Genomic DNA, 22,522 nt, shown 5'->3' with positions numbered 1-22,522 from the left:
TCACTAAAAAAATCTAACTTACACTCCACCTTTTCCCGGTGTTCGTCAAATCCCCCCCCCAACTCTTAATCAACCCCCCCCCCCCCCGCCCCCCCCCCCCGCCCCCCCCCCCCCCCACGGCGCTGTCCGCTCGCGGCTGCGGGGAGTCCGAATCCGCTGGAGCTCTTCATGAGTCAACCTCCCGGCAGCGCCGTGTCCTTCGGGCCGGCGACGCCCGCCGAGGCCGTCCCCCGTACCGACGTCCCCGCGCCGCCCGAACCCCTGGCGGCCCAGCGGGTCCTTCCGCTCCGGCGCCCCGGCCGCTGGATCGTCACGGCCGTCGTGCTCGTGCTGGTCGCCCAGATCGCCCACGGCCTGGTGACCAATCCCTTCTACCAGTGGGACCGCTTCCAGTACTGGTTCCTTCGTCCGACCATTGTCGACGGCCTGCTCATCACCCTCGAAGTCACCCTCTACAGCGCCGTGCTGGGCCTGCTGGGCGGCATCCTGCTGGCTCTGGCCAGGCTCTCCCCGAGCCCGGTGCTCCGCGCGGTGAGCTGGGTCTACACCTGGCTGTTCCGTTCGGTGCCGCTGATCGTGGTCCTGCTGTTCCTCTACAACTTCAGCGCGCTGTACCAGACGCTGAGCGTGGGCGTTCCGTTCGGGCCGGCCTTCTTCACCTTCGACGAGTCCCGCCTGGCCACCGACATGGCCGTCGCCGTCGTAGGACTGAGCCTGAACGAAGCGGCGTACGCCTCCGAAGTGGTCCGCGGCGGCCTTCTCTCCGTCGACCAGGGCCAGCACGAAGCAGCCGCCGCCCTGGGCCTGCCGATGCGGTACCGGTTCACGAAGATCGTTTTTCCGCAGGCGCTGCGCTCCATCACCCCCAACTACGTGAACCAGCTGATCGGTCTGATCAAGGGCACCTCGCTGGTGTTCTACGTGTCCCTGCTGGACCTGTTCGGCTCCGTGCAGAGCATGGGCAGCACCTACCCCGGTGACATCGTGCCGCTGCTCCTCGTGGCCACAGCCTGGTACCTGATCCTCACCAGCGTCGTGTCCGTCATCCAGTTCTACGTCGAGCGGTACTACTCGCGGGGCGCGCTGCGCGTCCTGCCGCCGACCCCGCTGCAGAAGGTGCGCGGCGGTCTGCGTGACCTGAGGGCGCGCGTCCGGAGGGAGACGGCGATATGAGCGTCGAGACGAACAGCCCGCGGCCCGCGGCCGTCGACGTCCACGACGTCCACAAGTGGTACGGCGCCCAACACGTCCTGAAAGGCGTCCGGTTGACCGTGCGGCCCGGGGAGGTGACGGTCGTCGTGGGGCCGTCCGGATCCGGCAAGTCCACCCTGCTGCGCGTGATCAACCATCTGGAGAAGCCCGAGAGCGGCCATGTCGGTCTGAACGGCGAACTCATCGGCGTACGCAGGCAGGGCGCGCGCCTGAAGGAACTGAGCGAGCGGGTCATCCTGGCCCAGCGCAGCCGCATCGGGTTCGTGTTCCAGAACTTCAACCTCTTCCCGCACCTGACCGTGCTGGACAACGTGGCCGCGGCTCCCGTCGCGGTCGGCCGGCTCTCCAAACCCGGGGCCCGGGAAATGGCGCGCGATCTGCTCGCCCGTGTGGGGCTGGCGGACAAAGCCGACGCCTATCCCCGGCAGTTGTCGGGCGGGCAGCAGCAGCGCGTGGCCATCGCCCGCGCTCTAGCCCTGCGGCCCGGGGTCATCCTCTTCGACGAACCGACGTCGGCGCTCGACCCCGAACTGGTCGGCGAGGTCCTCGCCGTCATCAAGGACCTGGCCCACAGCGGCACCACGCTCGTCATCGTCACGCACGAGATCGGCTTCGCCCGTGAGATCGCCGACCGGGTGGTCTTCATGGACGACGGCCGGATCGTCGAACAGGGCACACCCGCACAGGTGCTGGACCATCCGCGACAGGAACGGACCAGGGACTTCCTGAGCAAGGTCCTCTGAACCCGCGGCCACCGCGAGGGGGCCGTCCCGACCGACTGCGGCCACCGCGAGGCGGCCGTCCCGCATACCCGCGGCCCGCCGGAACCACCCCCCACATCTCTCACCGCACACACCCGAAAAGGACAGTCATGCGCACCCTCAGCCCGAACAGCAGGACCCTGCGCGGCGTCGCCGCGACCGCCGCCGTCGCCTCCCTCGCCGTCTCCCTCACCGCGTGCGGAGCAGACAGCGACGCCGCCACCCGGACGCGGACCGACGCGGCCGGAACCGTGACCGTGGGCGCACTGTCCAACGGCGCCGCCGAGGAGACCACGCTCAAGGTGCCCGAGGTGAAGTCGATCCGCGCGGAGCTGCCCAAGTCCATAACCCGAAGAGGCACGTTGGTGGTGGGCATCGGCGCCCTGCCCGCCGGATCACCGCCGTTGAACTTCGTCGGCGACGACCAGAAGACACTCACCGGCAGCGAACCCGACCTCGGCAAACTGGTCGCGGCGGTCCTCGGACTGAAGCCGGTGGTCAAGAACTCGACCTGGGAGAACCTGTTCGTCGGTGTCGACAGCGGCAAGGTCGACGTGGCCTTCTCCAACGTCACCGACACCGAGGAGCGCAAGAGGAAGTACGAGTTCGCCTCCTACCGGCAGGACAACCTCGCCTTCGAGGTTCCGAAGAAGAGCACCTGGAACTTCGCCGGCGACTACCGCAACCTCGCGGGCAAGACCGTCGCGGTGGGCGCCGGCACCAACCAGGAGAAGATCCTCCTGGAGTGGAAGGCGAAGCTGGCCGAGGAGGGCAAGAAGCTCACCGTCAAGTACTACCAGGACAACAACGCCACGGCCCTCGCCCTGAACAGCGGGAAGATCGACGCCTCCTTCGGCCCCAACCCCGCCGTCGCCTACCACGTCACCCAGAACGCCAAGTCCCCGCACCCGACCCGCAACGCGGGGCAGTTCTCCGGCGCGGGCGCGACGATCCAGGGGCTGATCGCGGCCACCGCCAAGAAGGACAGCGGGCTCGCGAAGCCGGTCGCCGACGCGATCAACCACCTGATCGAGAACGGCCAGTACGCCAAGTGGCTGGCCGCCTGGAACCTCTCGAACGAGGCGGTGAAGACCTCCGAGGTCAACCCGCCCGGCCTGCCGCTCGACAACTCCTGAACCACACCGCCCGCCCAGGGGACTCCGCCGTGCCCCGGCGGAGTCCCGGGGCGCGTCCGGCCGCGTTCCAGATACGGAGAACCCGCACCGCCATGTCCACCAGCCTCCACCTCGTCCCCTCCCCGAGTCCGACCGCACCGCACATCCTCGACAATGCGGTGTGGGCCGCGCTGACCGGCCCGCACGCCCACCTCGCCGAGCGCGTCGGGCGGGCCGCCCGCTATCCCCGGGACGTGTCCCCGTTCGCTGCCGTCGCCGACCCCGCCGACCCCCGCTCGTGGGACGACCTGGCCGAACTCGTCGGTCCGGGCACCCTCACCCCGGTCACCGGGGTCCAGGCCGTACCCGTCGGCTGGAGCGTCGAACAGAGCGGTGAGGGAGTCCAGTTGACCGCCACCGCGCTGCGCTCCGAGCCCGCGCCCGAAGCGGTACGACTCGGCCCCGCCGACGTGCCCGAGATCCTCGAACTGATCGCCCTCACCCGGCCGGGCCCCTTCCTGCCCCGTACCGTCGAACTCGGCACCTACCTCGGCATCCGCGAGGACGGTCGTCTGATCGCCCTGGCCGGCGAACGGCTGCGCCCACCGGGGTGGACCGAGATCAGCGCGGTGTGCACCCGTCCCGGCCACCGGGGCCGGGGCCTGGCCACCCGTCTGGTCCGCGCGGTCGCGGCCGGGATCGGGGAACGGGGGGACACCCCCTTCCTCCACGCCGCCGCCGAGAACACGAACGCGATCCGGCTCTACGAATCGATCGGGTTCACCCTGCGCCGCCGCACGCGGTTCATGCTCGTCCGCACCCCCGGCGGACAACAGGACGCGCGAGAGAGACAAGAAGAAGCCCGGCAGCCGGAAGAAAAGGCATAGCCGTGCGGTTGCCCTTGTCCGAGGGCGTGCGGCGCCCCGCCGGAGACCCGTGGCGGCCCGGCGGACGCGGAACCCGGGAACACCGGGCCGAGAAGGCGGAGGTGAGGCACATGCGGCAGGTGTCCCGCCGTGCGCCGAGACCGCTCCCACCCCGCCGCACGCACCTGTACGGCCGGCCGCACATCGATCTGCTGCGGGTCGCCGGCGCGCTCTGTCGCCCCTGACCCGTTCCCACGCAGCCGCGCCCCGCTCGCCGGGGCGGGCTTCCTCGTACGGTCGATCAGGAAGGCACCTCCGTGTCCTCGTCACCCTCTTTGCTGCACCTCGCCGTCGCCCTGGACGGCGCCGGCTGGCATCCGGCCGCCTGGCGCGAGCCCGTGGCCCGCCCCCGCGACCTGCTGACCGCCGGCTACTGGACCGACCTCGTCACCGAGGCCGAGCGCGGTCTGCTCGACTTCGTGACCATCGAGGACGGGCTCGGCCTCCAGTCCTCCTCGTTCACCGGACCGGACGGGCGCACCGATCAGGTCCGCGGCCGCCTGGACGCCGTCCTCATCGCCTCGCGCGTCGCGCCGCTGACACGCCACATCGGCGTGGTGCCGACGGTCGTGGCCACCCACACCGAGCCGTTCCACCTGTCCAAGGCGATCGCCACCCTCGACTACGTGAGTTCCGGCCGGGCCGGCCTGCGCGTGCAGGTCAGCGCACGCCAGAACGAGGCCGCGCACTTCGGACGGCGCACCTTCCCGCCGTTCCGCCTCGAGGACTACGACACGCCCGCCGCGCAGGAGCTGGTGACCGAGCTCTTCGACGAGGCCGCCGACTACGTCGAGGTCGTGCGCAGGCTCTGGGACAGCTGGGAGGACGACGCGGAGATCCGGGACGGCGCCACCGGCCGCTTCATCGACCGCGACAAGCTCCACTACATCGACTTCGAGGGCGGCAACTTCCGCGTCAAGGGCCCCTCGATCACGCCCCGGCCGCCGCAGGGGCAGCCGATCGTCAGCGCCCTGGCCCACGCCACCGTCCCGTACAAGCTGGTGGCCCGGTCCGCCGACGTCGGCTATGTCACCCCGCACGACGCCGGCCAGGCCCGTGCCGTCGTCGGGGAGATCCGCGCCGAGCAGACCGCGGCCGGCCGGGGGGACGAGACCCTGCACGTCTTCGGCGACCTCGTGGTCTTCCTGGACGACGACCCCGAAGCCGCCGAGGCCCGCCGCGAACGGCTGGACGCCCTCGCGGGCAGTCCGTACACGAGCGACGCCCGGATCTTCACCGGAACACCCGCCCAACTCGCCGACCTGCTCCAGGAACTGGGCGAGGCGGGGCTGTCCGGCTTCCGGCTGCGGCCCGCCGTCGCCGGACACGACCTCCCCGCGATCACCCGTGCCCTGGTGCCCGAACTCCAGCGCCGGGGCGCCTTCCGGCGGGCCTACGAGGCCGACACCCTGCGCGGGCTGCTCGGGCTGGCCCGCCCCGCGAACCGCTACGCCACGACCGCCTGAGCCGGAAGGACCCCGACCATGAGCAAGCCGCTCAAGCAGATCCACCTCGCGGCGCACTTCCCCGGCGTCAACAACACCACCGTGTGGAGCGACCCCGAGGCCGGCAGCCACATCGAGTTCAGCTCGTTCGCGCATTTCGCGCGGACCGCCGAGCGCGCCAAGTTCGACTTCCTGTTCCTCGCCGAAGGCCTGCGGCTGCGCGAACAGGGCGGAAAGATCTACGACTTGGACGTCGTGGGGCGGCCCGACACCTTCACCGTCCTCGCCGCGCTCGCCGCCGTCACCGAACACCTCGGGCTGACCGGCACCATCAACTCCACCTTCAACGAGCCCTACGAGGTGGCCCGCCAGTTCGCGAGCCTCGACCACCTCTCCGGCGGACGCGCCGCCTGGAACGTCGTCACCTCCTGGGACGCCTTCACCGGTGAGAACTTCCGCCGCGGCGGCTTCCTGCCGCAGGAGGAACGCTACTCCCGGGCCAAGGAGTTCCTGAGCACGGCGAACGAACTCTTCGACTCCTGGCGCGGGGACGAGATCGTCGCCGACCGGGAGACAGGAACGTTCCTGAGCGACGCCAAGGCCGGAGCCTTCGTCCACGAGGGCCTGCACTTCGACATCGAGGGGCAGTTCAACGTCCCGCGCTCCCCGCAGGGCCGCCCGGTGATCTTCCAGGCCGGTGACTCCGAGGAGGGCCGCGAGTTCGCGGCGTCGAGCGCGGACGCGATCTTCAGCCGGTACTCCACCCTCGAGGAGGGCCAGGCCTTCTACACCGACGTCAAGGCGCGCCTCGCCCGCCACGGCCGCCGCCCCGAGCAGCTGCTGATCCTGCCCGCAGCGACCTTCGTGCTCGGGGACACCGACGCCGAGGCCCAGGAGCACGCCCGTGAGGTGCGGCGCCAACAGGTCAGCGGCGCCACCGCCATCAAGCACCTGGAGTTCGTCTGGAACCGCGACCTGTCCGCGTACGACCCGGACGGACCGCTTCCCGACATCGACCCGGACCTCGGCGAGCACACCGTCGCCCGCGGCCGCGCCCAGGTCCGGATGTACCGCGACCCACTGGCCACCGCCCGGGAGTGGCGCGAGCGGGCGGCCGCCAACAACTGGTCCATCCGCGACCTCGTCATCGAGACCGGGAGCCGGCAGGCCTTCGTGGGCAGCCCGGCGACGGTCGCCGAGACCATCGACCACTTCGTCCAGGCCGACGCCTCCGACGGCTTCATCCTCGTCCCGCACATCACGCCGGGCGGCCTGGACTCCTTCGCGGACACCGTCGTCCCGCTCCTCCAGGAGCGCGGCGTCTACCGCACCGAGTACGAGGGCAGCACCCTGCGCGACCACCTCGGCCTCGCCCACCCCGACGCCGAGGCGTACGCCGGCCGGGCGGCGTCGTGAGGTCCCCGGCGCAGCCCGTTCTCGAACCGATCCGCACAGCCGCCGAGCGCTGAGGAGACCTCCGCACATGTCCGAAATCCCTCTCGGTGTCCTCGACCTGATCCCGATCTCCTCGGGTTCCACGGCGGCGGACGCGCTGCGCAACTCCATCGACCTGGCCCGGCGGGCCGAGAGTCTCGGCTACAGCCGCTACTGGTTCGCCGAACACCACCTCAACCCGGGCGTGGCCGGGACCTCGCCCGCGGTCGTCCTCGGCCTGACGGCCTCCGCGACCTCGACCATCCGGCTCGGCGCGGGTGCCGTGCAACTCGGCCACCGCACCGCCCTGTCCACGGTCGAGGAGTTCGGCCTGATCGACGCGCTGCACCCCGGGCGCTTCGACCTGGGACTCGGACGCTCCGGCGGACGGCCTTCCGGCAAGTCCGCCGCCCCGCCGGCGACCGCGACCCCCGTGGTCGACGGCCGTGCGCCGAACGGACTCCGCATACCGGCCCGCTTCTCCTTCGAGCACCTTCTCGGCTCACCGCGGGTCGCCCTGCAGCGCACGCTCCTTCAGCAGCCGGGCGCCCAGTCGCAGGACTACGGCGAGCAGATCGACGACATCCTCGCGCTGCTCGCGGGCACCTACCGCTCCGCGGACGGCGTCGAGGCGCACGCCGTCCCGGGCGAGGGCGCCGATCTGGAAGTCTGGATCCTCGGCAGCAGCGGCGGGCAGAGTGCCGAGGTCGCGGGCCGCAACGGGTTGCGGTTCGGGGCGAACTACCACGTCAGTCCGGCGACCGTGCTGGAGGCGGTGGAGGGCTACCGGGCGGCGTTCCAGCCCTCCGACGTTCTCGACAAGCCGTACGTCAGCGTGTCCGCGGACGTCGTGGTCGCCGAGGACGACGAGAAGGCCCGCGAACTCGCCACGGGATACGGCCTGTGGGTCCGCAGCATCCGTACGGCCGAGGGGGCCATCGCGTTCCCCACTCCGGACGAGGCGCGCGCCCACGTCTGGTCGGACGCCGACCGGGCACTCGTCCAGGACCGCCTCGACACCCAGTTCGTCGGCTCCCCGAAACGGGTCGCCGACCGACTGGAGCAGCTCCAAGAGGCGACCGGGGCCGACGAGTTGCTCATCACCACGATCACCCACGAGCACGCGGACCGGGTGCGGTCGTACGAACTGCTGGCCGAGGAGTGGCGCACGCGGTGAGCCGGCATCGGCCTCCTGAGAGACGGCCGGAGCCGACGAGCGTGCACCCCGTGCCCGGAGCTCCGGGCACGGGGCCGTCCCCATGAACGCCCGCACGTGTTCCTCACGAAGGACAGGCGATAGCGTGCGCGCATGACATGGCGGGGACCGACCTATCGGATGGTGGACGGAGAGCGAATCGACGGGGCCTGGTGTCACGTCTGGCGGCGGTATCGGCCGGATGGTGAGTACTACCCCGAGGACCTGATCGTCTTCGCGGACGGAGCGATCACCTGCGGAGAAGGCACGGACCTGGCCGGGCTCGGGAGGATGCTGGAAACGGGCCGGCTGGCGGTGACCCGGCCCGATGGGCCGCCGCTTCCCGACGAGCCCTCGAAGTGGGCCTCTCGTCACGGCGAGCCGCTGACGCCGGAGGGATTTCTTCTGGACGTCGCCGACCGCATCGAAGAGCTCAACGAACGGCCGACCGCCGGGCAGCGCTGCCGGGAGGCGATTCGGTGCTTTCAGCAGGAGCAGACCGAGTCCAACCGGGAACTTCTCCGAGCGGCCTATCTGGCCGTGCCGGCGCATCTTCGGATCTACGTCCTCGGCGACATGGACCGCCAGGACCGGCCTTTGCGGATCCTTCTCACGGACATCGGCGAGAGAGTCGACGGAGACGGCCCCGTGGTGACGGCGCAGATGCATCAGGACGTCCTGGACTACTTCGACCGCGGAGATCAGGGAGTCCAGCGCGAGCGGGAGCGGCGAGCCGTCCAGCATTCCGACGATCCCTCAGGACCCGGCCGGCCGGCCCTCGTCTCCCACGAAACCGTCTACCCCCGGGGCTGGCCCGAGGAGCCGGGGCTGTTCATGCTCCGCAACGACTTCCCGGCTCGGATCGAGTTCACGGGCGAGTGCTACGCGTCCGTGCTCCATGGCTACTGGGCAACGGCAGCGGCCGACGACGCCGACAGAAGCAGGATCAAGGACGCGGCCTCCGGCCGGGAGGCGCGTGACCTGGGCGGCCAGGTGAAGCACAGGAGTGACTGGCCGAGCGTTCGCCTCGCGGTCATGGCGGGGCTCCTGCGCGCGAAGTTCACCCAGCACCCCGAACTCGCCCAGGTACTCGCCTCCACCGGGGACGCCAGGATCAGCTACACCGGCCTCTGGGACTCACCGTTCTGGAGAGACGAATCCGGCGGCCGAGGGCGGAACTGGGTCGGGCGGTTGCTCGAACTGACCCGCTCCGAGCTCGCCGCCCGGCAATAGTTCCGCTCCGAGGAACCCGGTGCTCGCATTCAGCCGGTCGACGCGAGTGCGGTCGTACGGCCGCCCAGCGCGGCCGAGAAGTGGTCCGTCACCTGCTCCAGTGCCTGGGCCGCGCCGGGTGCGATCACGACGGTGCCGTCCTCGCCGGCGGCGATGTCCTTGTCGAGGGTGAACCAGCCGGGCACGATGTGCGACGCGCCCATGGACGTGAGCACCGGGCGCAACGCGTAGTCGATGGCGAGGACATGGGCCGTACTGCCGCCCGTGGCGAGGGGCAGCACCGTCTTGCCGGCCAGCGCGTACTGCGGGAGCAGGTCGAGGAGCGACTTCAGCAGGCCGGAGTAGGCCGCCTTGTAGACGGGCGTGCCGATCACCACGCCGTCGGCCCCCTCGAACAGGGCCGCCGTCTCGACGATCGCCGGATGCCGGAAGTCGGCTCCGAGCAGCGCGTGGGCGGGCAGCGTACGCACCTCCAGGGGGACGACCTCGTGGCCCTGGAGGCGGAGCCGGTCGTCGAGGTGGCGCAGGAGCCGTGTGGTGCGGGAGGTGGGGGAGGGACTTCCGGAGACGGACACGATCGTGGCCATGGCGGACCTTCCGGGTCGGGATTCGGTTGCGTGGAAGCGGGTGGTCGTGTGCCGGCCGGTCGGCCGGGCCTTCTCGTCGGGAGAGCCGTCGGCGGACGTCGGCCGGCGGCTCTCCCGACGGGCTCTCACCAGGCGCTGGACCGCACACTGATCAGCGGCCGCAAGTCACCCCGCAGTGCTTCCAGGAAGCCGACGACCTCGGCCGCCACCGAACGGTGCTGGAGGTCGTTGAGGACGTCGTGGTGAGCGCCGTGGACGACCGAAAGGCGGGCCAGGGGAAGCGACTTGGCCAGACTGGCGAGTGCCTCGTCATCGGCGAGCGGATCGGCGTCGCCGACGAGCAGCAGGGTGGGCAGGGGAGACTCGCTGTCGTAGGCCGCGCCGACCAGGGAGTCCGGGACCACGTCGTCGAGCGACCCGCGCCGCACCTCGGGGTCCTGGGTGAGGCGGCCCCGATGGGTGGGGCACGCGGTGCGGACGTCGAGCTCGGCGTCCCACGTCCCGCCGGCGGCGCCGGGCTTCGCGGACGGGCCGGGAAGACCGGCGAGGACCAGGGCGTCCGGCCACCAGGCGGCCGGAGTCCGGGCCCCGCCGAGGAGCGCGGCGAGCGCGACGGCCCCCGCGTCCGCACCGACGAGGACGACCGGCCGTACGACACCGTCCTTGGGAGCGGTGTCCTCGACGGCCTCGGCGAGCCGGGCCTCCAGCTCGGTCAGGGACGCGGCCGGGTCCACGGCGTCGAGGGACGGGGGGTCGATCACCCGGACCCGGTAGGCGTCGGCGGCGAGCCGTCCGCCGAAGCGCGCATAGGTCGCCCGGGTCTCGCCGCGGCCGGGAACCACGAGGATCGTGCCGCGGACGAGGAGCCCTTCGGGCCCGTGGTGGTCGGTGTACCGGTGCATCTCAGGCTCCTGCGGATACGGGTTCGACGGTTGCGGGCTCGCTCGTGCGCGCGGGCTTCCAGCCCAGCGCGGGTGCCACCTCGGTCGCGATGAGTTCGAGGGCACGGACGGCGGCGTCGTGGTCGGGGACGGCGGGGTTGAACTGTGCGATCAGGTCGGTCGCCACGGGCAGGACCTTCTCCCGGCTCAGCGCTTCGACGACGTCGTCGGGATGGCCGTGGAAGGAGTGGAAGCGGCGCAGCGCCTCGTCCCTGTCGAGGCCCTTGGGGAACGCGCCGCTCTCCGCCATGCGCAGTGCCGCCCGGTGCACGTCGTCGCCGATCGCGCGGAGCGCCGTGCGCCGGTCCTTGGCCGGGAAGACGAAGCGGGACAGGCCGAGGCGCGGGCGGTGCGGCTGGTCCCACGCGGCGAGGAAGGCGTCGGCCCAGGGCCGCTGCACCTCGTCGGTGGGGGAGTCGAATCCGTAGGCCGCCCTGTTGAGCAGCAGGTTCGAACCGCGGCGCGCCGCGTACTCGGCCCCTTGCGCGCTGAACACGCCCTGCCAGACGCGGCGGCCGAAGTCGCCGGGGCGGGGCTGGATGCGGAAGCCCGGTGCGCCCACCTCGCCGTGGGCCAGGGCCCGCCGCAGGACGTCGAGGTTGTCGCTGGTCAGCTCGCGTCTGCGGTCGGCGTCCTTGCCGAACGCGGCGTACTCCTGGGCGCTCGATCCGCTGCCCACGCCGATCTCGACGCGGCCACCGCTGAGGGCGTCGACGGTGGCGATGTCCTCGGCGAGGCGGACCGGGTCCTCCAGCGGGAGGACGGTGACGGCGGTGCCCAGGCGGATCCGGGTGGTCCGTGCGGCCGCGTGGGCGAGGAAGGTCCAGGGCGAGGACAGTCCGCCACCGCCGAGGGCGACGTGGTGCTGGGCCACCCAGCCGACGTCGAAGCCGAGCTCGTCCGCCACGGCGAACAGGTCCTGCGCGTTGCGGTAGGTACGGGCGATGTCCTGATCGCGTCCCTGGACGTGGGTGAGGAAGCCGAGCCTGAAGCGTGGTCGCTCGCTCGTCATGGGATGTCGGCCTTTCGGTGGCGGGTGATCTCGTCGGGGCGCCGTGCCGGACGGTTCTCGGGTGAGGCGGCCGCCGGGCGCGGCCGGTGGAGGCCGGTCCTGCTCCACCGGCCGGTCGCGGCGGGGTCTCAGTCGTTCGCGAGCTGCGGCCCGCGGGTGTACCGGTTGGCCGGCACGGGCAGGCCGAGGTTGCCGCGCAGGGTGTCGGCCGCGTACTCGGTACGGAACAGCCCACGCTTCTGGAGGATCGGCACGACCCCGTCGACGAAGAGGTCCAGTTCGTCCTCGGTGCGGAAGGCGAGGTTGATGCCGTCGAAGGTTCCGGCGTCGAACCACTGCTCGATGGTGTCGGCGACGGTCTCCGGAGCGCCGACGAACGGCGAGCTCCGGAACTGGTTGACGGACTCGGCGACCTGGCGCAGCGTCAGGTTCTCGGTGCGGGCCCGCTCGATGAGGGCGGCCGCGCCGGTGCGGCCGCCCTTCTCCGCGAGGTGCGCGACATCGGGGAAGGGTGCGTCCAGGTCGTGCTTGCCGAAGTCGTAGGCGCCGAAGGAGCGTCCGAGCAGTGCGAGGTTGCGTACGAAGTCGTTGTCCTCCTCGAAGATCTCCCGTTCGCGGCGCCGGGCCGCCTCGTCGGTGGCGGCGACGACCGGGCTCCCGTGGATGAAGATCTTGATGTGCTCGGGGTCGCGGCCGTAGGAAGCGGTGCGCTTCTTGATGTCGGCGTAGTACTCCTGGGCCTGCTGGAGCGTGCCGCCGGGCGCGTAGATGCCCTCGGCGACCTGCGCCGCGAGATCGCGTCCCTCCTCGGAGACCCCGGCCTGGAAGATCACGGGCTGGCCCTGAGGGGAGCGGGAGAGGTTCAGCGGACCCGCCACCTTGAAGTGCTCGCCCTCGTGGTCGAGCGCGTGCAGCTTGGCCGGGTCGAGGAAGACGTCGCGGGCCACGTCGGCGGGGAAGGCGTCGTCCTCGTAGGAGTCCCACAGACCCCGGGCCACCCGGACGAACTCCAGGGCGCGGCCGTACCGGGCGGTGTAGTCGAGGTGTTCGTCGAGCCCGAAGTTCCGGGACGTGCCGGTGTCGAAGCTGGTGACGACGTTCCAGCCGGCCCGGCCGCCGCTGATGTGGTCGAGGGAGGCGAACCGGCGGGCCAGGTTGAACGGCGAGTTGTACGTCGAACTCGCCGTGCCCACCAGGCCGATGTGCCGGGTGTGCGTGGCGACCGCCGACAACAGGGTGAGCGGTTCCAGGCGGTTGAGGTAGTGCGCCGGATAGGTGGCGTTGATGAACTGGCTGTCGACGATGAACAGGGCGTCGAACAGGGCGTGTTCGGCCGCCTTCGCCAGCCGGATGTAGTAGTCGATGTCGATGCTCGCGTTCTTCGCCACGCGAGGGTCCTTCCACAGCCCGTGCTGGCCGGGACCGCCGACGCCGTAGGGGTGCAGGGCGAGATGGATGGTGCGGGTCATGGTGTTCTTCCTGTCTTCGAGGGCTTCAGGCGTTCAGCATGGCGCGCAGGGCGGCGCGTTCGGCCCGGTCGGCCGCGGCGGTGCGCAGGGTGGGCGCGGAACGCACGAGCAGGCGCGTGTAGGGGTGCCGGGGCCGGGCGATGACATCGCGGGCGGCCCCGGTCTCGACGAGTTCGCCCCGGTAGAGCACGGCGATGCGGTCGGCGATCCCCGCGACGGAGCCGAGGTCGTGGGAGATGAAGACGAGGGCCACTCCGTCGTCGCGGAGTTCCTCCAGGATGCGCAGGATCTGGACGCGGTTGGCGGAGTCCAGGGCGCTGACCGGCTCGTCGAGGATGACCAGCCGGGGTTCGGTGACCAACGCCCTGGCCACGGCGACGCGTTGGCGCTGACCGCCGGAGAGTTCACCGGGCAGCCGGTCCAGCAGGTCCTCGGAGAGATGGACGCGGGCCAGGAAGGCGCGGACCCGGTGTGCCGTCTCGGCGCGGGACACGCCCCGGACGAGCAGGGGTTCGCTCAGCGAGGCCTCGACGGTGAGGTCCGGATCGAGGCTGCGCAGGGGGTCCTGGAAGACGTACTGGACCAGGCCGCGGCGGCGCAGCGCACGCCACTGCCTGCGGCCGTGGGCGGCGACGTCCTCGCCGTCGACGACGACGGACCCCGCCGAGGGCCGCACCAGACCGAGCACCGCCCGGGCCAGGGTGGACTTGCCCGAACCCGTCTCGCCGATGATCCCGACGGTCTCGCCCGGCGCGACGCTCAACGAGACGCCGTGCAGCGCGTGCCGGGGCCGCCTGCGCGGTCCGTAGCGGACTGCGAGGTCCCTGATCTCCAGGACGGGACGCTTCGGCTCCCCGGCCGGGGCGGATCCGGTGGCCGGGGCGGACCCCGGGGCCGGAGCGGACTTCACGGTGTCGGTGGTCATGACTCCCCTTCGGGCGCGAGGAACTTCTCCAGGCCGTACTGCTCGTGCTCGGCGATCAGCAGCCGGGTGTACTCGTGCCGCGGACGGTGGAGTACGTCCTCGGCCGGGCCCTGTTCGACCACCTCGCCGTGGCGCATGACGAGCACCTCGTCGCACAGCTGGGCGACGACGGCCAGGTCGTGGGAGACCACGACCAGGGCCAGTCCGGTCCGCTCGCGCAGGTCGGCCAGCAGGTCGAGGATCTCGGCCTGGACGGTGACGTCGAGCGCGGTGGTGGCCTCGTCGGCGATGAGGATGCGGGGACCGGCGGCGATGGCCACGGCGATGAGGACCCGCTGGAGCATGCCGCCGGACAGCTCGTGGGGGTACTGCGAGGAGACGAGTTCCGGGTCCCGGAGCTGGACCGACCGCAGCAGTTCGATCGTCCGGAGCCGTGCGGCGCGTCGCTTCAGCCCCGTCTTGACCCGGAGGACCTCGGCGATCTGGGCCCCCACGCGGATCGAGGGGTTGAGGTAGGACGCCGGGTCCTGGAAGACGGCACTGATCGTGGCACCGCGCAGGTCGGTCCACCGCGCCGGGGACAGGCCGGCGATGTCATGGCCGTCGATCTCCACCGAGCCGCCGGTGATCTCGAAGGGGGCGGGCAGGATCCCCAGTGCGGCACGGCAGGTGAGGGTCTTGCCGCTGCCGGACTCGCCGACGATGCCGACGGCGCTGCCGGGCGTGAGCGTGAAGCCGACGCCGTGGACGATCTCCCGGCCGCCGCCCCCTTCACCGATGCGCACATCGCGTACGGCCAGCACCGGGGACGGCGGTTCGGAGGGTGTCGTCGGAGCGGACTCGGTTGTCTCCGGCGTTTCTTCGACCTTCACGGTCTCGGTGAGGAGTTTCCCGGACAGGGTCGTCATCGCACACCTCCGGCGGGAACGGGACCGGCCTGGGAACGCCGGTCGGGGCGGGTCCTGCCGCGGCCGGCCGGAGTGCGGCCCGCCTCGCCGGAGACGTCACGGACGGCGTCGGCGAGGAGGTTGCAGGCCCAGACGGTGACCATGATCAGCAGGGCGGGGGCCAGTGGTGCCCACGGCTGGTGGCTGAGATAGCCCAGATCGGACGCGAGCAGACCGCCCCAGGTGGGCGCCGGGGGCTGCACCCCGATCCCGAGGAAGGTCAGGCTCGACACGATGACGAAGCCGACGCCGACGGTCTGGGCGAGCGCCACGGCGATCGGCGGGAGCACCTTGGCCCACACGTGACGGCGTACGATCCAGCCGGTCGAGGCGCCCGAGACGATCGCGGCCTCCACGTACGGCGAGCGGGCGACGGCCAGGGTGGCGGCGCGGGCCACGCGGTAGAACAGCGGGGACACCAGGGCGCCCGTGACGAGCATGGCCTGGGTGAGCCCGTTGCCCAGCAGCGCGACGACGGCGACGGCGAACAGCAGGAACGGCAGGGCGACCAGCGTGTCGGCGAGCCGGAGCGTGACCCATTCGAAGGCCCGGCCGAGGTGGACCGACAGGATGCCGGGGACGGCACCGATGGCCAGGGCCGTGAACGCGACCTCCAGCGAGCCCAGGACGCTGACGCGGGAGCCGGCCAGGAGCCTGCTCAGCACGTCACGGCCGAGGTAGTCCGTCCCCAGCCAGTGGGTGCCGGAGGCGGCGGCGAGCGTGTGGTCGCTGGTGGCCAGGGGGTCCTGCGGAGCGAGCAGCGGCCCGAACAGGGCGAGCACGGCGATCGCGGCGAGGACGGCGAGCGCGATCCGGGCGGAGGTGAGGGTGAGAACGCGGCGCACCATGCTCACACCCCCCGCCGCGCGGCCGGCGTGACGCGCGCCAGCACCAGATTGACGAGCAGGTTGAAGGCGACGACCAGGACGATCGACACCACGAGGACCCCCTGTACGGCCGGTACGTCGCCGGCCTGCGCGGAGTCGTTGGCGAACCGTCCGAACCCCTGGAGCCCGAAGATCCACTCCGTGACGACGGAGGCGCCGACCAGGGCGGGGAACTTCAGTCCGAGGGTGGCGAGCGCGGGTCCGAGGCCGTTGCGCAGGACATGGCCGAAGAAGATCCGGCGCGGGCTCAGACCCCGGACGACCGCGCCGGTCACGTAGTTCTCGCGGTAGGCCCCGACAAGGCTGCCGCGCAGCTGCCGGGCGACGTCGGCGACGACGTCGAAGCTGAGTGCCACGGCGGGGAGGGTGATGTGGGCGAGCCACGGACCGAACCCCTGCTCCGCCGGGACGTACCCGGCGGAGGGGAACAGATGCAGTCCCACCGAGAAGACGGCGACGAGCACGATGCCGACGACGAAGGCCGGCATCACCGAGATCAGCGTGACGAAGCCCGTGATCGCGCGGTCGATCCAGGTGGTGCGGCGCACGGCCGCGACCGTGCCGAGGGCGAAACCCGCGACGACGCCGATGAGCAGCGCGAACGTCGCCACCGACAGGCTCACGCCCAGGCCGAGGCCGATGAGCGTGGAGATGTCCGCGCCGTTGGTCCAGCTCGTGCCGAGCCGTCCGTGCAGGACGCCCCCGAACCAGTCCCCGTACTGGACGAGGAAGGGCCGGTCGAGGCCCCAGTGGGCCTCGACACGGGCGACCGCCGCGGGCGTCGCCTCCTCGCCCAGCTGGATGCGCGCCGGGCTCAGCCCGCTCAGCGACCGCAGGGCGAAGGTCACGAACGTCGCGACCACGAACACGGGCACGAAGATCGCGGCCGACCGGGCGAGGACGGTCAGAACACGGCCCAGGGTGTGCCCGGTCCTGACCGCGGCGCCCGGGAGACGGACACCGGACGGGGCCGGTGCCTCCGTCGTCGTCATGGGTTGCCCCCTCTCTGTCGTGGGCGGGTCGTCAGTTGCCGCCGGCGATGGTCACGCCGGTCCAGTCGATGTGGGCCGGGTTCTTCGGCAGGGCGGAGATGGACTTGCTCTTGGCGATGAGGTTGGGCGAGGAGTACGTGAAGACCAGCGCCTTGCTCTTGAGGCCGGCCCGGGTCGCCGCCTGGAGGACCTTCGCGTAGTCCGGCGAGTCCAGCGGGGTCCGGCGCACCTTGGCGATGGCCGCCTCGAAGCCGGACGGCTCGTAGGGGGAGCTGAGGTTGAGCGGACCGTTCGGGCCGAAGTGCGCGGTCAGGGTCTGTGCCGCGGAGTCACGGCCCGTGGTGCCGTACAGCGAGAACGTCAGGTCCTTGGCGAAGAACGGCGTGGCCCAGTTCTTGTCGATCTTGATCGTGACCTTGACGCCGACCTTCGCCAGCTGCGCCTGGACGATCTCGGCCTGCGGGTCCTCGGCCGGGATGACCAGGTTCAGCTTGAGGGCGCCCGCCTTGTAACCGGCCTCGCCCAGCAGCTTCCTGGCCTTCGCGGGGTCGTAGGCGTACGCGTTCTCGGACTCCGGGTCGTAGGCGACGTATCCCTTGGGGAACGGCTGGTCGGTCACCGAGCCGTAGCCGAACGTCAGCTTGTCGACGAACTCCTGACGGTTGATCGCGTAGCGGACCGCGTCGACGACCTTGTCGTTGTCGAACGGTGCCTTGTTGGTGTTGAGGCTGAGGTTGGAGGCGTTGAAGCCGGGCTGGACGAAGACGTCGAGTCCGGCCTTCTTGGCCGCGTCGGCCTGACTGGGCGCTATGTCGGCGAAGTTGTAGACGCCGGTCTGGAGTCCGGAGACGACGGTGGAGGCGTCGGGGGCGGAGCTCAGCTCGACGCGGTCGATGTGGATGTTCTCGGCGTCCCAGTAGTCCGGGTTCTTCTTCAGCACCGCCTTGGTGCCGGGGACGAGCTGGGTGACGACGAACGGGCCCGCGCCGACCGGGCTCTGGTCCAGCTTGCCGGGAGACGCCGCGGCCCTGGGGCTGGCGATCTGCAGGACGCGCTCGCCCAGCAGTTGGGGGATCTGGTAGTCGACCTGGCTCAGGTGGATCACCGTGTCGAGACCCTTGGCGTCCACCGCCTTGATGGAGGTCAGATCGCCGAAGAGGGCGGAGTTCTTCTGCTTCTTGGCCCGCTCGATGGCGGCCTTGACGGCGCTGCCGTCGACCGGGGTGCCGTCGCTGAACTTGAGATGGGGGCGCAGATGGAAGGTGATCACATCGCCCTCGGCGTTGTAGTCCCAGCTCTTGGCCAGGTCCGGGACGGCCTTCCCGTGCTCGTCCGTCCGGGTCAACGAGGCGTAGACCAGGGCGAGTTCACGGAATTGCGCACCGCTGCCGCTGACGACCGGGTCCCAGTGGGCGGGGAAGTAGGAGGAGGTCCACTTCAGTGCGGTGGAGCCGGTGGCCGACGCGGCCTCGCCGCCGCAGGCGCTCAGCGCGGGGACGAGCACGGTGGCGAGGGCGGTTCCCAGGGCGGCGGCGCGGAGCCGCCCGGGGCGCCGGGAGGAGCGGAGTGCCGCTGCGGAGGGGCGGGGCGTGAGGCGTCCGGACATCGGTTCGCTTTCTGCGAGAGCTCCCGCCCGCGCCGGGGCGACGGAGGGGGGAGCGAAGGACGGCAGCCCCGACGACGGGCGACGCGCAGCCCGGGAACGGGCATGCCGGTGCGTGCTCGGGCGCACACGGGGGCATGCCGTGTCAGGGCAGGAGGCGTCGGCGGGCCGCGGGGAGGGCCGGGAGACTGGGGGAGGGGAGGCGCGGGAACGCCGGGAGGGCGGCGCGCTACGACGGCGGCCGGGCGGCGACACGGCGCGGGGCCGGTGCCGGCGGGACGGGAGTCAGGCGCCTGGGAGCCGTGGTCGGCGGGCGGTCAGCGACAGAGAGCGCTGGAGGTGCGCCGCAGGTCCACGTAGCGGCACACCACGCCGGGGTGCGTCGTGAGCATGGTGCACATCCTGGGGCCGGTTCTCGACGGCTGTCAATGGACACCAATTGGTGTCTCATTGGGCGGGACGGGTTCTGACCGCTGATCAGAAGGCCGCAGGGCCGGGCGGATGCGCCTCGCACCGGTCGCCACGGCCCGACCGCCGACGGGAAGGCCGGCGGACCGGTCCGCCGACCGGAAAGACCGTCCGGCCGTCCGCCGGCGGGCCGTCAGGGTGCGGCAGGAGCTCCGCGGTCGCGGGCCGGGTGCACGGCGGCCTCGTCCGGGTGCAGCCAGAGGGGGCCGTTGCCGGTCTCGACGCGCACGGCGTCCCGGGGAGGCCACGGTCCGTCGCTCAGTACCGCCGCCTCCGGGCCGGTCAGACTCCGGTACCGCGCGAGCGCATCCGCCCCTGCCGGCCTCGTGGGCCGCGTCGGCAGCCCGGGGCTCAACTCTTCGAACACCGCCGCGTACTCCTCGTACGGCCGCCAGCCGGGGACGGCGCGCCGCCCCGCGGGAGTGCGCACCAGCAGCGTCGGCAGCGCGTAGCGGTACCCGCCCTCGGCGGTCTCCTTCGCGGCGCCGGGATGCGGCGAGTCGCCGCGCACCGACAACACCTCGGCGACCGGTCGGCGCGCCTCGGCCCGGTCGGCACGTACCGCTTCCCGTACGGCCGCTGACGCGGCGTCGGCCGCCAGCCGCTCATGGTCGAGGCCGGGCACACCCCGTACCGCGGACAACACCAGCGCCGCCGTGTCCGCCGGTTCACCCAGCACGAACACGCTCTCCCGCAGCCGCCGCAGCACCCGCTCGGTCACTTCGTCGCCCTGCCGCTCCGCGGCCTTGGCGGCCAGCGAGGACGGCCAGGAACTCGCCGCGACCCGGCTCAGCCGCCGCGCCCGCGGGGCCCCCGTGTGGGCGCCGATGTCCTCGACGTAGCGCGCGTACCAGGCGGTCTCGGCCTCCAGGTCGGGCGCCGGGTCGTCGTCGTCATCGAACAGGACGCAGTACGCGCGTCGCCAGCGGACCCGGCCGGCCAGCGCGGCGCGCAGCCCGCGGAACACCGGCTCCGATCCCCAGGCCCAGGGACACAGCGGGTCGGTGTACTCCACGACCTCCACCACGTCCACGGCGTCCGCCTCAGGCGCCGTCGGGTCCGGGGCGCGGTTCACGCAGCTCCCTCGCGGTCCATCCGCCCGGTCGCCCCGGCGGGCAGCAGCGCGGCCAGGGTCGTCCCGCCGAGAACCGCCGCGGCGTCCGCCTCGATACGGCGCCATATCCCGGGGAGTCCGGAGGCGGGCCCCGGGTAGTCGAGCCCGGCCAGCGGCTCGCCCCGCAAGGTGATCAGCTCACCGTCCACCGCGCGTACGACGTCCAGAAGGGTGATCTCGTCGGCGGGCCGGCCGAGCCAGTACCCGCCCTCGCAGCCGCGCTGGCTGCGGACCAGTCCGGCCCGGCGCAACTCGCCCACCACGGACTTGAGGAACCGGAACGGAACGTGTTGTGAGGAGGCCATGGCCTCGCAGGTCAGGGGGCGGGCCGGTTCGCGGGCGAGCTCCAGCAGGGCCCGCGTGGCGTAGTCCGCCTTCGCGGAAATATGCATGCGCACATGATGCCCGACGCGGTGTCCGCCGACCGGGTTTCTCCCCCTTCCCCGCATACATTGCGGGAACATTGCCGCAGGTGAACGGCAATGGACACCTCTTGACATCCTTTTCCGGGCCGCTCTAGCGTCCCCCTCCATGAGCGAGCCGCCCACGACCCCCGGCGAAGGTTTCCACCCCCATCTCCCGGACGCCGCAGCGCAGTCCGGACACCCGCTGCGCACCCGCCTGCACCACATCCGCGCCGACGCCCTCGACGGCGACACGGCGCAGACGGGAGGCATGCGCCGATTCGCCGCCATCAGCGGCACCACCGTCGGCTCCGAGAAACTGTGGATGGGCCAGACCCACGTCGCCCCCTCCACCGCGTCCTCGGACCACCACCACGGAGAGTCCGAGACCGCCATCCATGTGGTGAGCGGGCACCCCGAGTTCGTCTTCGTCGACGACTCGGGGGAGCGGCCCGAGGAAGTACGCCTGCGCACCTCGCCCGGTGACTACGTCTTCGTGCCCCCGTTCGTCCCGCACCGCGAGGAGAACCCGGATCCCGACGAGGAGGCCGTCGTCGTCATCGCCCGCAGCACCCAGGAGGCGATCGTGGTCAACCTGCCGCGGCTGTACGCGCTCGGGCAGGGCGACGAGCAGGCCTGACGGCCGGGCCCGGTCACCCGGTGGGTACGGTGGCGGGGAGATCGCCGTCACCGGCGAACCGAGCGGACCGTGGAAGGAACCACCGAGATCATGCGCGTCATCGTGGCCCGCCGCCGGACGGAGGCGTTCGGATGAACGGCACCGAGGCGTCCGGCGCGGAGGAATCCGTCCTGCTGCGCACCGACGGACGGGCCGCCCACCTCACCCTCAACCGGCCCAGGGCCCTGAACGCCCTGAACCACGCGATGGTGCGCCGGATCGACGAGGCGCTCACCGTCTGGGAGCACGACCCCGCCGTCGAGACCGTCGTCATCACCGGCGCCGGGGAACGCGGGCTGTGCGCGGGCGGCGACATCCGTGTCGTCCACGACGACGCGCGCGACGGGGACGGCACCGCCTCCGCCGCGTTCTGGCGCGACGAGTACCACCTCAACGCCCGGATCGCCCGCTACCCCAAGCCGTACGTGGCGGTCATGGACGGCATCGTCATGGGCGGCGGCGTCGGGATCTCCGCGCACGGCAGCGTCCGGATCGTCACCGAACGCTCGCGCGTCGCCATGCCCGAGACCGGCATCGGATTCGTCCCCGACGTCGGCGGGACCCGTCTGCTCGCCCTCGCCCCGGGCGAACTCGGCACCCATCTGGCCCTGACCGGCACCTCGGTCGGCGCCGGGGACGCGATCCTGTGCGGTCTCGCCGACCACCATGTGCCGTCCTCCTCGCTCCGGCAGTTCGTGTCCGACCTCGCGGACCGGCCCGTGGCGCAGGCACTGGCCACGCACACGCGGCCCGCGCCCCCGGCGGAGCTCGCGGAGCGGCGCGCGTGGATCGACGCCTGCTACAGCGCCGACACGGTCGAGGAGATCGTCCAGCGGCTGCTCGCGGTCGGCGACCCGGCCGCCAAGGAGACGGCGGAGATCCTCCTCGGGAACTCGCCCACCGCCCTGAAGGTCACGCTGGCCGCCCTGCGCCGCGCCCGGCGGCTCGGCTCGCTGGAGCGCGTGCTGGACCAGGAGTACCGGGTGTCCTGCGCGGCTCTGTCCGCCCCCGACCTGGTGGAGGGCGTCCGGGCCCAGATCATCGACAAGGACCGTGACCCGCGCTGGTCCCCGGCCACGCTCGCCGAGGTCACCGACGCGGACGTCGAGCGCTTCTTCGCCCCCCTCGGGGAGCGTGAACTCGGGCTGTCCGACGGCGCCTTCTGACCGCTGC

The 22,522-nt window shown here is 71.9% G+C and carries 22 protein-coding genes; 11 read left to right on the top strand and 11 right to left on the bottom strand.

Translation table 11 applies throughout. From position 1 onward, the window contains the following. The first annotated feature begins 168 nt into the window (after positions 1 to 168). The 9 genes from ACH4S8_RS06790 (at position 169) to ACH4S8_RS06750 (ending at position 9,321) form a co-directional block, all read left to right on the top strand. A complete protein-coding gene (locus ACH4S8_RS06790; RefSeq protein ID WP_398391579.1) occupies positions 169 to 1,173 on the top strand; it encodes an amino acid ABC transporter permease in 1,005 nt (334 codons plus the stop codon). Then, on the top strand, positions 1,170 to 1,955 hold the full coding sequence (locus ACH4S8_RS06785) for an amino acid ABC transporter ATP-binding protein (RefSeq protein WP_398391577.1): 786 nt from the start codon (positions 1,170 to 1,172) through the stop codon (positions 1,953 to 1,955). The genes ACH4S8_RS06790 and ACH4S8_RS06785 overlap by 4 nt, the downstream gene beginning before the upstream one ends. Before the next feature lie 128 nt (positions 1,956 to 2,083). Then, positions 2,084 to 3,109, top strand: coding sequence for an ABC transporter substrate-binding protein (locus tag ACH4S8_RS06780; RefSeq protein WP_398391575.1), 1,026 nt, complete (start codon positions 2,084 to 2,086; stop codon positions 3,107 to 3,109). 92 nt (positions 3,110 to 3,201) lie between these two features. Further along, on the top strand, positions 3,202 to 3,975 hold the full coding sequence (locus ACH4S8_RS06775) for a GNAT family N-acetyltransferase (RefSeq protein WP_398391573.1): 774 nt from the start codon (positions 3,202 to 3,204) through the stop codon (positions 3,973 to 3,975). Between the two features lie 110 nt (positions 3,976 to 4,085). Then, complete coding sequence (locus tag ACH4S8_RS06770; protein WP_398391571.1) at positions 4,086 to 4,199, top strand: putative leader peptide; 114 nt, start codon at positions 4,086 to 4,088, stop codon at positions 4,197 to 4,199. 72 nt (positions 4,200 to 4,271) lie between these two features. Then, positions 4,272 to 5,480 carry an LLM class flavin-dependent oxidoreductase gene (locus ACH4S8_RS06765; RefSeq protein WP_398391569.1) on the top strand — a complete coding sequence of 403 codons (1,209 nt, stop codon included), beginning with the start codon at positions 4,272 to 4,274 and terminating at the stop codon, positions 5,478 to 5,480. A gap of 18 nt (positions 5,481 to 5,498) precedes the next feature. Beyond that, complete coding sequence (locus tag ACH4S8_RS06760) at positions 5,499 to 6,875, top strand: NtaA/DmoA family FMN-dependent monooxygenase (protein ID WP_398391567.1); 1,377 nt, start codon at positions 5,499 to 5,501, stop codon at positions 6,873 to 6,875. A 67-nt stretch (positions 6,876 to 6,942) separates the two neighbouring features. Then, on the top strand, positions 6,943 to 8,070 hold the full coding sequence (locus tag ACH4S8_RS06755; RefSeq protein ID WP_398391565.1) for an MsnO8 family LLM class oxidoreductase: 1,128 nt from the start codon (positions 6,943 to 6,945) through the stop codon (positions 8,068 to 8,070). A 132-nt stretch (positions 8,071 to 8,202) separates the two neighbouring features. After that, a complete protein-coding gene (locus ACH4S8_RS06750) occupies positions 8,203 to 9,321 on the top strand; it encodes an NADAR family protein (protein ID WP_398391563.1) in 1,119 nt (372 codons plus the stop codon). Between the two features lie 29 nt (positions 9,322 to 9,350). On the opposite strand, the gene ssuE is transcribed toward ACH4S8_RS06750, so the two are convergent. The 11 genes from ssuE to ACH4S8_RS06695 form a co-directional block, all read right to left on the bottom strand. Next, positions 9,351 to 9,908, bottom strand: a complete 558-nt coding sequence (gene ssuE / locus ACH4S8_RS06745) for an NADPH-dependent FMN reductase (protein WP_398391561.1) — start codon at positions 9,906 to 9,908, stop codon at positions 9,351 to 9,353. Between the two features lie 125 nt (positions 9,909 to 10,033). Beyond that, complete coding sequence (locus tag ACH4S8_RS06740; protein WP_398391559.1) at positions 10,034 to 10,810, bottom strand: alpha/beta hydrolase; 777 nt, start codon at positions 10,808 to 10,810, stop codon at positions 10,034 to 10,036. 1 nt (position 10,811) lies between these two features. Continuing rightward, complete coding sequence (locus tag ACH4S8_RS06735; protein WP_398391557.1) at positions 10,812 to 11,861, bottom strand: LLM class flavin-dependent oxidoreductase; 1,050 nt, start codon at positions 11,859 to 11,861, stop codon at positions 10,812 to 10,814. 128 nt (positions 11,862 to 11,989) lie between these two features. After that, on the bottom strand, positions 11,990 to 13,330 hold the full coding sequence (locus ACH4S8_RS06730) for an LLM class flavin-dependent oxidoreductase (protein ID WP_398391555.1): 1,341 nt from the start codon (positions 13,328 to 13,330) through the stop codon (positions 11,990 to 11,992). Between the two features lie 25 nt (positions 13,331 to 13,355). Next, positions 13,356 to 14,255, bottom strand: coding sequence for an ABC transporter ATP-binding protein (locus ACH4S8_RS06725; protein ID WP_398391553.1), 900 nt, complete (start codon positions 14,253 to 14,255; stop codon positions 13,356 to 13,358). Further along, positions 14,252 to 15,163, bottom strand: coding sequence for an ABC transporter ATP-binding protein (locus tag ACH4S8_RS06720; protein WP_398391551.1), 912 nt, complete (start codon positions 15,161 to 15,163; stop codon positions 14,252 to 14,254). Before ACH4S8_RS06720 ends, ACH4S8_RS06725 begins: the two co-directional genes overlap by 4 nt. Then, positions 15,160 to 16,050 carry an ABC transporter permease gene (locus tag ACH4S8_RS06715; RefSeq protein ID WP_398391549.1) on the bottom strand — a complete coding sequence of 297 codons (891 nt, stop codon included), beginning with the start codon at positions 16,048 to 16,050 and terminating at the stop codon, positions 15,160 to 15,162. Before ACH4S8_RS06715 ends, ACH4S8_RS06720 begins: the two co-directional genes overlap by 4 nt. Before the next feature lie 2 nt (positions 16,051 to 16,052). Continuing rightward, positions 16,053 to 17,081 (bottom strand): ABC transporter permease, encoded by a 1,029-nt coding sequence (locus tag ACH4S8_RS06710; protein WP_398391548.1) that lies wholly within the window; start codon positions 17,079 to 17,081, stop codon positions 16,053 to 16,055. 31 nt (positions 17,082 to 17,112) lie between these two features. Beyond that, positions 17,113 to 18,687 (bottom strand): ABC transporter substrate-binding protein, encoded by a 1,575-nt coding sequence (locus ACH4S8_RS06705; protein ID WP_398391547.1) that lies wholly within the window; start codon positions 18,685 to 18,687, stop codon positions 17,113 to 17,115. A gap of 598 nt (positions 18,688 to 19,285) precedes the next feature. Next, positions 19,286 to 20,227 (bottom strand): DsbA family protein, encoded by a 942-nt coding sequence (locus tag ACH4S8_RS06700; RefSeq protein ID WP_398391545.1) that lies wholly within the window; start codon positions 20,225 to 20,227, stop codon positions 19,286 to 19,288. Next, positions 20,224 to 20,658 carry an RrF2 family transcriptional regulator gene (locus ACH4S8_RS06695; RefSeq protein ID WP_398391544.1) on the bottom strand — a complete coding sequence of 145 codons (435 nt, stop codon included), beginning with the start codon at positions 20,656 to 20,658 and terminating at the stop codon, positions 20,224 to 20,226. Before ACH4S8_RS06695 ends, ACH4S8_RS06700 begins: the two co-directional genes overlap by 4 nt. Positions 20,659 to 20,797: 139 nt before the next feature. Between ACH4S8_RS06695 and ACH4S8_RS06690 the strand changes: the two genes are divergently transcribed. Then, the gene (locus tag ACH4S8_RS06690; RefSeq protein WP_398391542.1) at positions 20,798 to 21,310 is read left to right on the top strand and encodes a cupin domain-containing protein; all 513 of its coding nucleotides are present in this window, start codon (positions 20,798 to 20,800) and stop codon (positions 21,308 to 21,310) included. Positions 21,311 to 21,441: 131 nt separating this feature from the next. Beyond that, entirely contained in the window at positions 21,442 to 22,515 is a 1,074-nt protein-coding gene (locus ACH4S8_RS06685) for an enoyl-CoA hydratase/isomerase family protein (protein WP_398391540.1), read from the top strand. Positions 22,516 to 22,522: the final 7 nt, after the last annotated feature.

The sequence above is a fragment of the Streptomyces sp. NPDC021080 genome (assembly GCF_044333225.1).
Taxonomy (GTDB): Bacteria; Actinomycetota; Actinomycetes; order Streptomycetales; family Streptomycetaceae; genus Streptomyces.
The sequence above is the reverse complement of the archived record's forward strand: the minus strand, read 5'-3'. Positions and strand labels throughout refer to the sequence as shown.

Coding starts and splice junctions, on each gene's coding strand:
- ACH4S8_RS06695 (WP_398391544.1), bottom strand. CDS start 20,658: ATGCATATTTCCGCGAAGGCGGACTACGCCACGCGGGCCCTGCTGGAG.
- ACH4S8_RS06755 (WP_398391565.1), top strand. CDS start 6,943: ATGTCCGAAATCCCTCTCGGTGTCCTCGACCTGATCCCGATCTCCTCG.
- ACH4S8_RS06720 (WP_398391551.1), bottom strand. CDS start 15,163: ATGACGACCCTGTCCGGGAAACTCCTCACCGAGACCGTGAAGGTCGAA.
- ACH4S8_RS06760 (WP_398391567.1), top strand. CDS start 5,499: ATGAGCAAGCCGCTCAAGCAGATCCACCTCGCGGCGCACTTCCCCGGC.
- ACH4S8_RS06740 (WP_398391559.1), bottom strand. CDS start 10,810: ATGCACCGGTACACCGACCACCACGGGCCCGAAGGGCTCCTCGTCCGC.
- ACH4S8_RS06690 (WP_398391542.1), top strand. CDS start 20,798: ATGAGCGAGCCGCCCACGACCCCCGGCGAAGGTTTCCACCCCCATCTC.
- ACH4S8_RS06775 (WP_398391573.1), top strand. CDS start 3,202: ATGTCCACCAGCCTCCACCTCGTCCCCTCCCCGAGTCCGACCGCACCG.
- ACH4S8_RS06725 (WP_398391553.1), bottom strand. CDS start 14,255: ATGACCACCGACACCGTGAAGTCCGCTCCGGCCCCGGGGTCCGCCCCG.
- ACH4S8_RS06770 (WP_398391571.1), top strand. CDS start 4,086: ATGCGGCAGGTGTCCCGCCGTGCGCCGAGACCGCTCCCACCCCGCCGC.
- ACH4S8_RS06730 (WP_398391555.1), bottom strand. CDS start 13,330: ATGACCCGCACCATCCATCTCGCCCTGCACCCCTACGGCGTCGGCGGT.
- ssuE (WP_398391561.1), bottom strand. CDS start 9,908: ATGGCCACGATCGTGTCCGTCTCCGGAAGTCCCTCCCCCACCTCCCGC.
- ACH4S8_RS06685 (WP_398391540.1), top strand. CDS start 21,442: ATGAACGGCACCGAGGCGTCCGGCGCGGAGGAATCCGTCCTGCTGCGC.
- ACH4S8_RS06790 (WP_398391579.1), top strand. CDS start 169: ATGAGTCAACCTCCCGGCAGCGCCGTGTCCTTCGGGCCGGCGACGCCC.
- ACH4S8_RS06785 (WP_398391577.1), top strand. CDS start 1,170: ATGAGCGTCGAGACGAACAGCCCGCGGCCCGCGGCCGTCGACGTCCAC.
- ACH4S8_RS06715 (WP_398391549.1), bottom strand. CDS start 16,050: ATGGTGCGCCGCGTTCTCACCCTCACCTCCGCCCGGATCGCGCTCGCC.
- ACH4S8_RS06710 (WP_398391548.1), bottom strand. CDS start 17,081: ATGACGACGACGGAGGCACCGGCCCCGTCCGGTGTCCGTCTCCCGGGC.
- ACH4S8_RS06705 (WP_398391547.1), bottom strand. CDS start 18,687: ATGTCCGGACGCCTCACGCCCCGCCCCTCCGCAGCGGCACTCCGCTCC.
- ACH4S8_RS06735 (WP_398391557.1), bottom strand. CDS start 11,861: ATGACGAGCGAGCGACCACGCTTCAGGCTCGGCTTCCTCACCCACGTC.
- ACH4S8_RS06780 (WP_398391575.1), top strand. CDS start 2,084: ATGCGCACCCTCAGCCCGAACAGCAGGACCCTGCGCGGCGTCGCCGCG.
- ACH4S8_RS06750 (WP_398391563.1), top strand. CDS start 8,203: ATGACATGGCGGGGACCGACCTATCGGATGGTGGACGGAGAGCGAATC.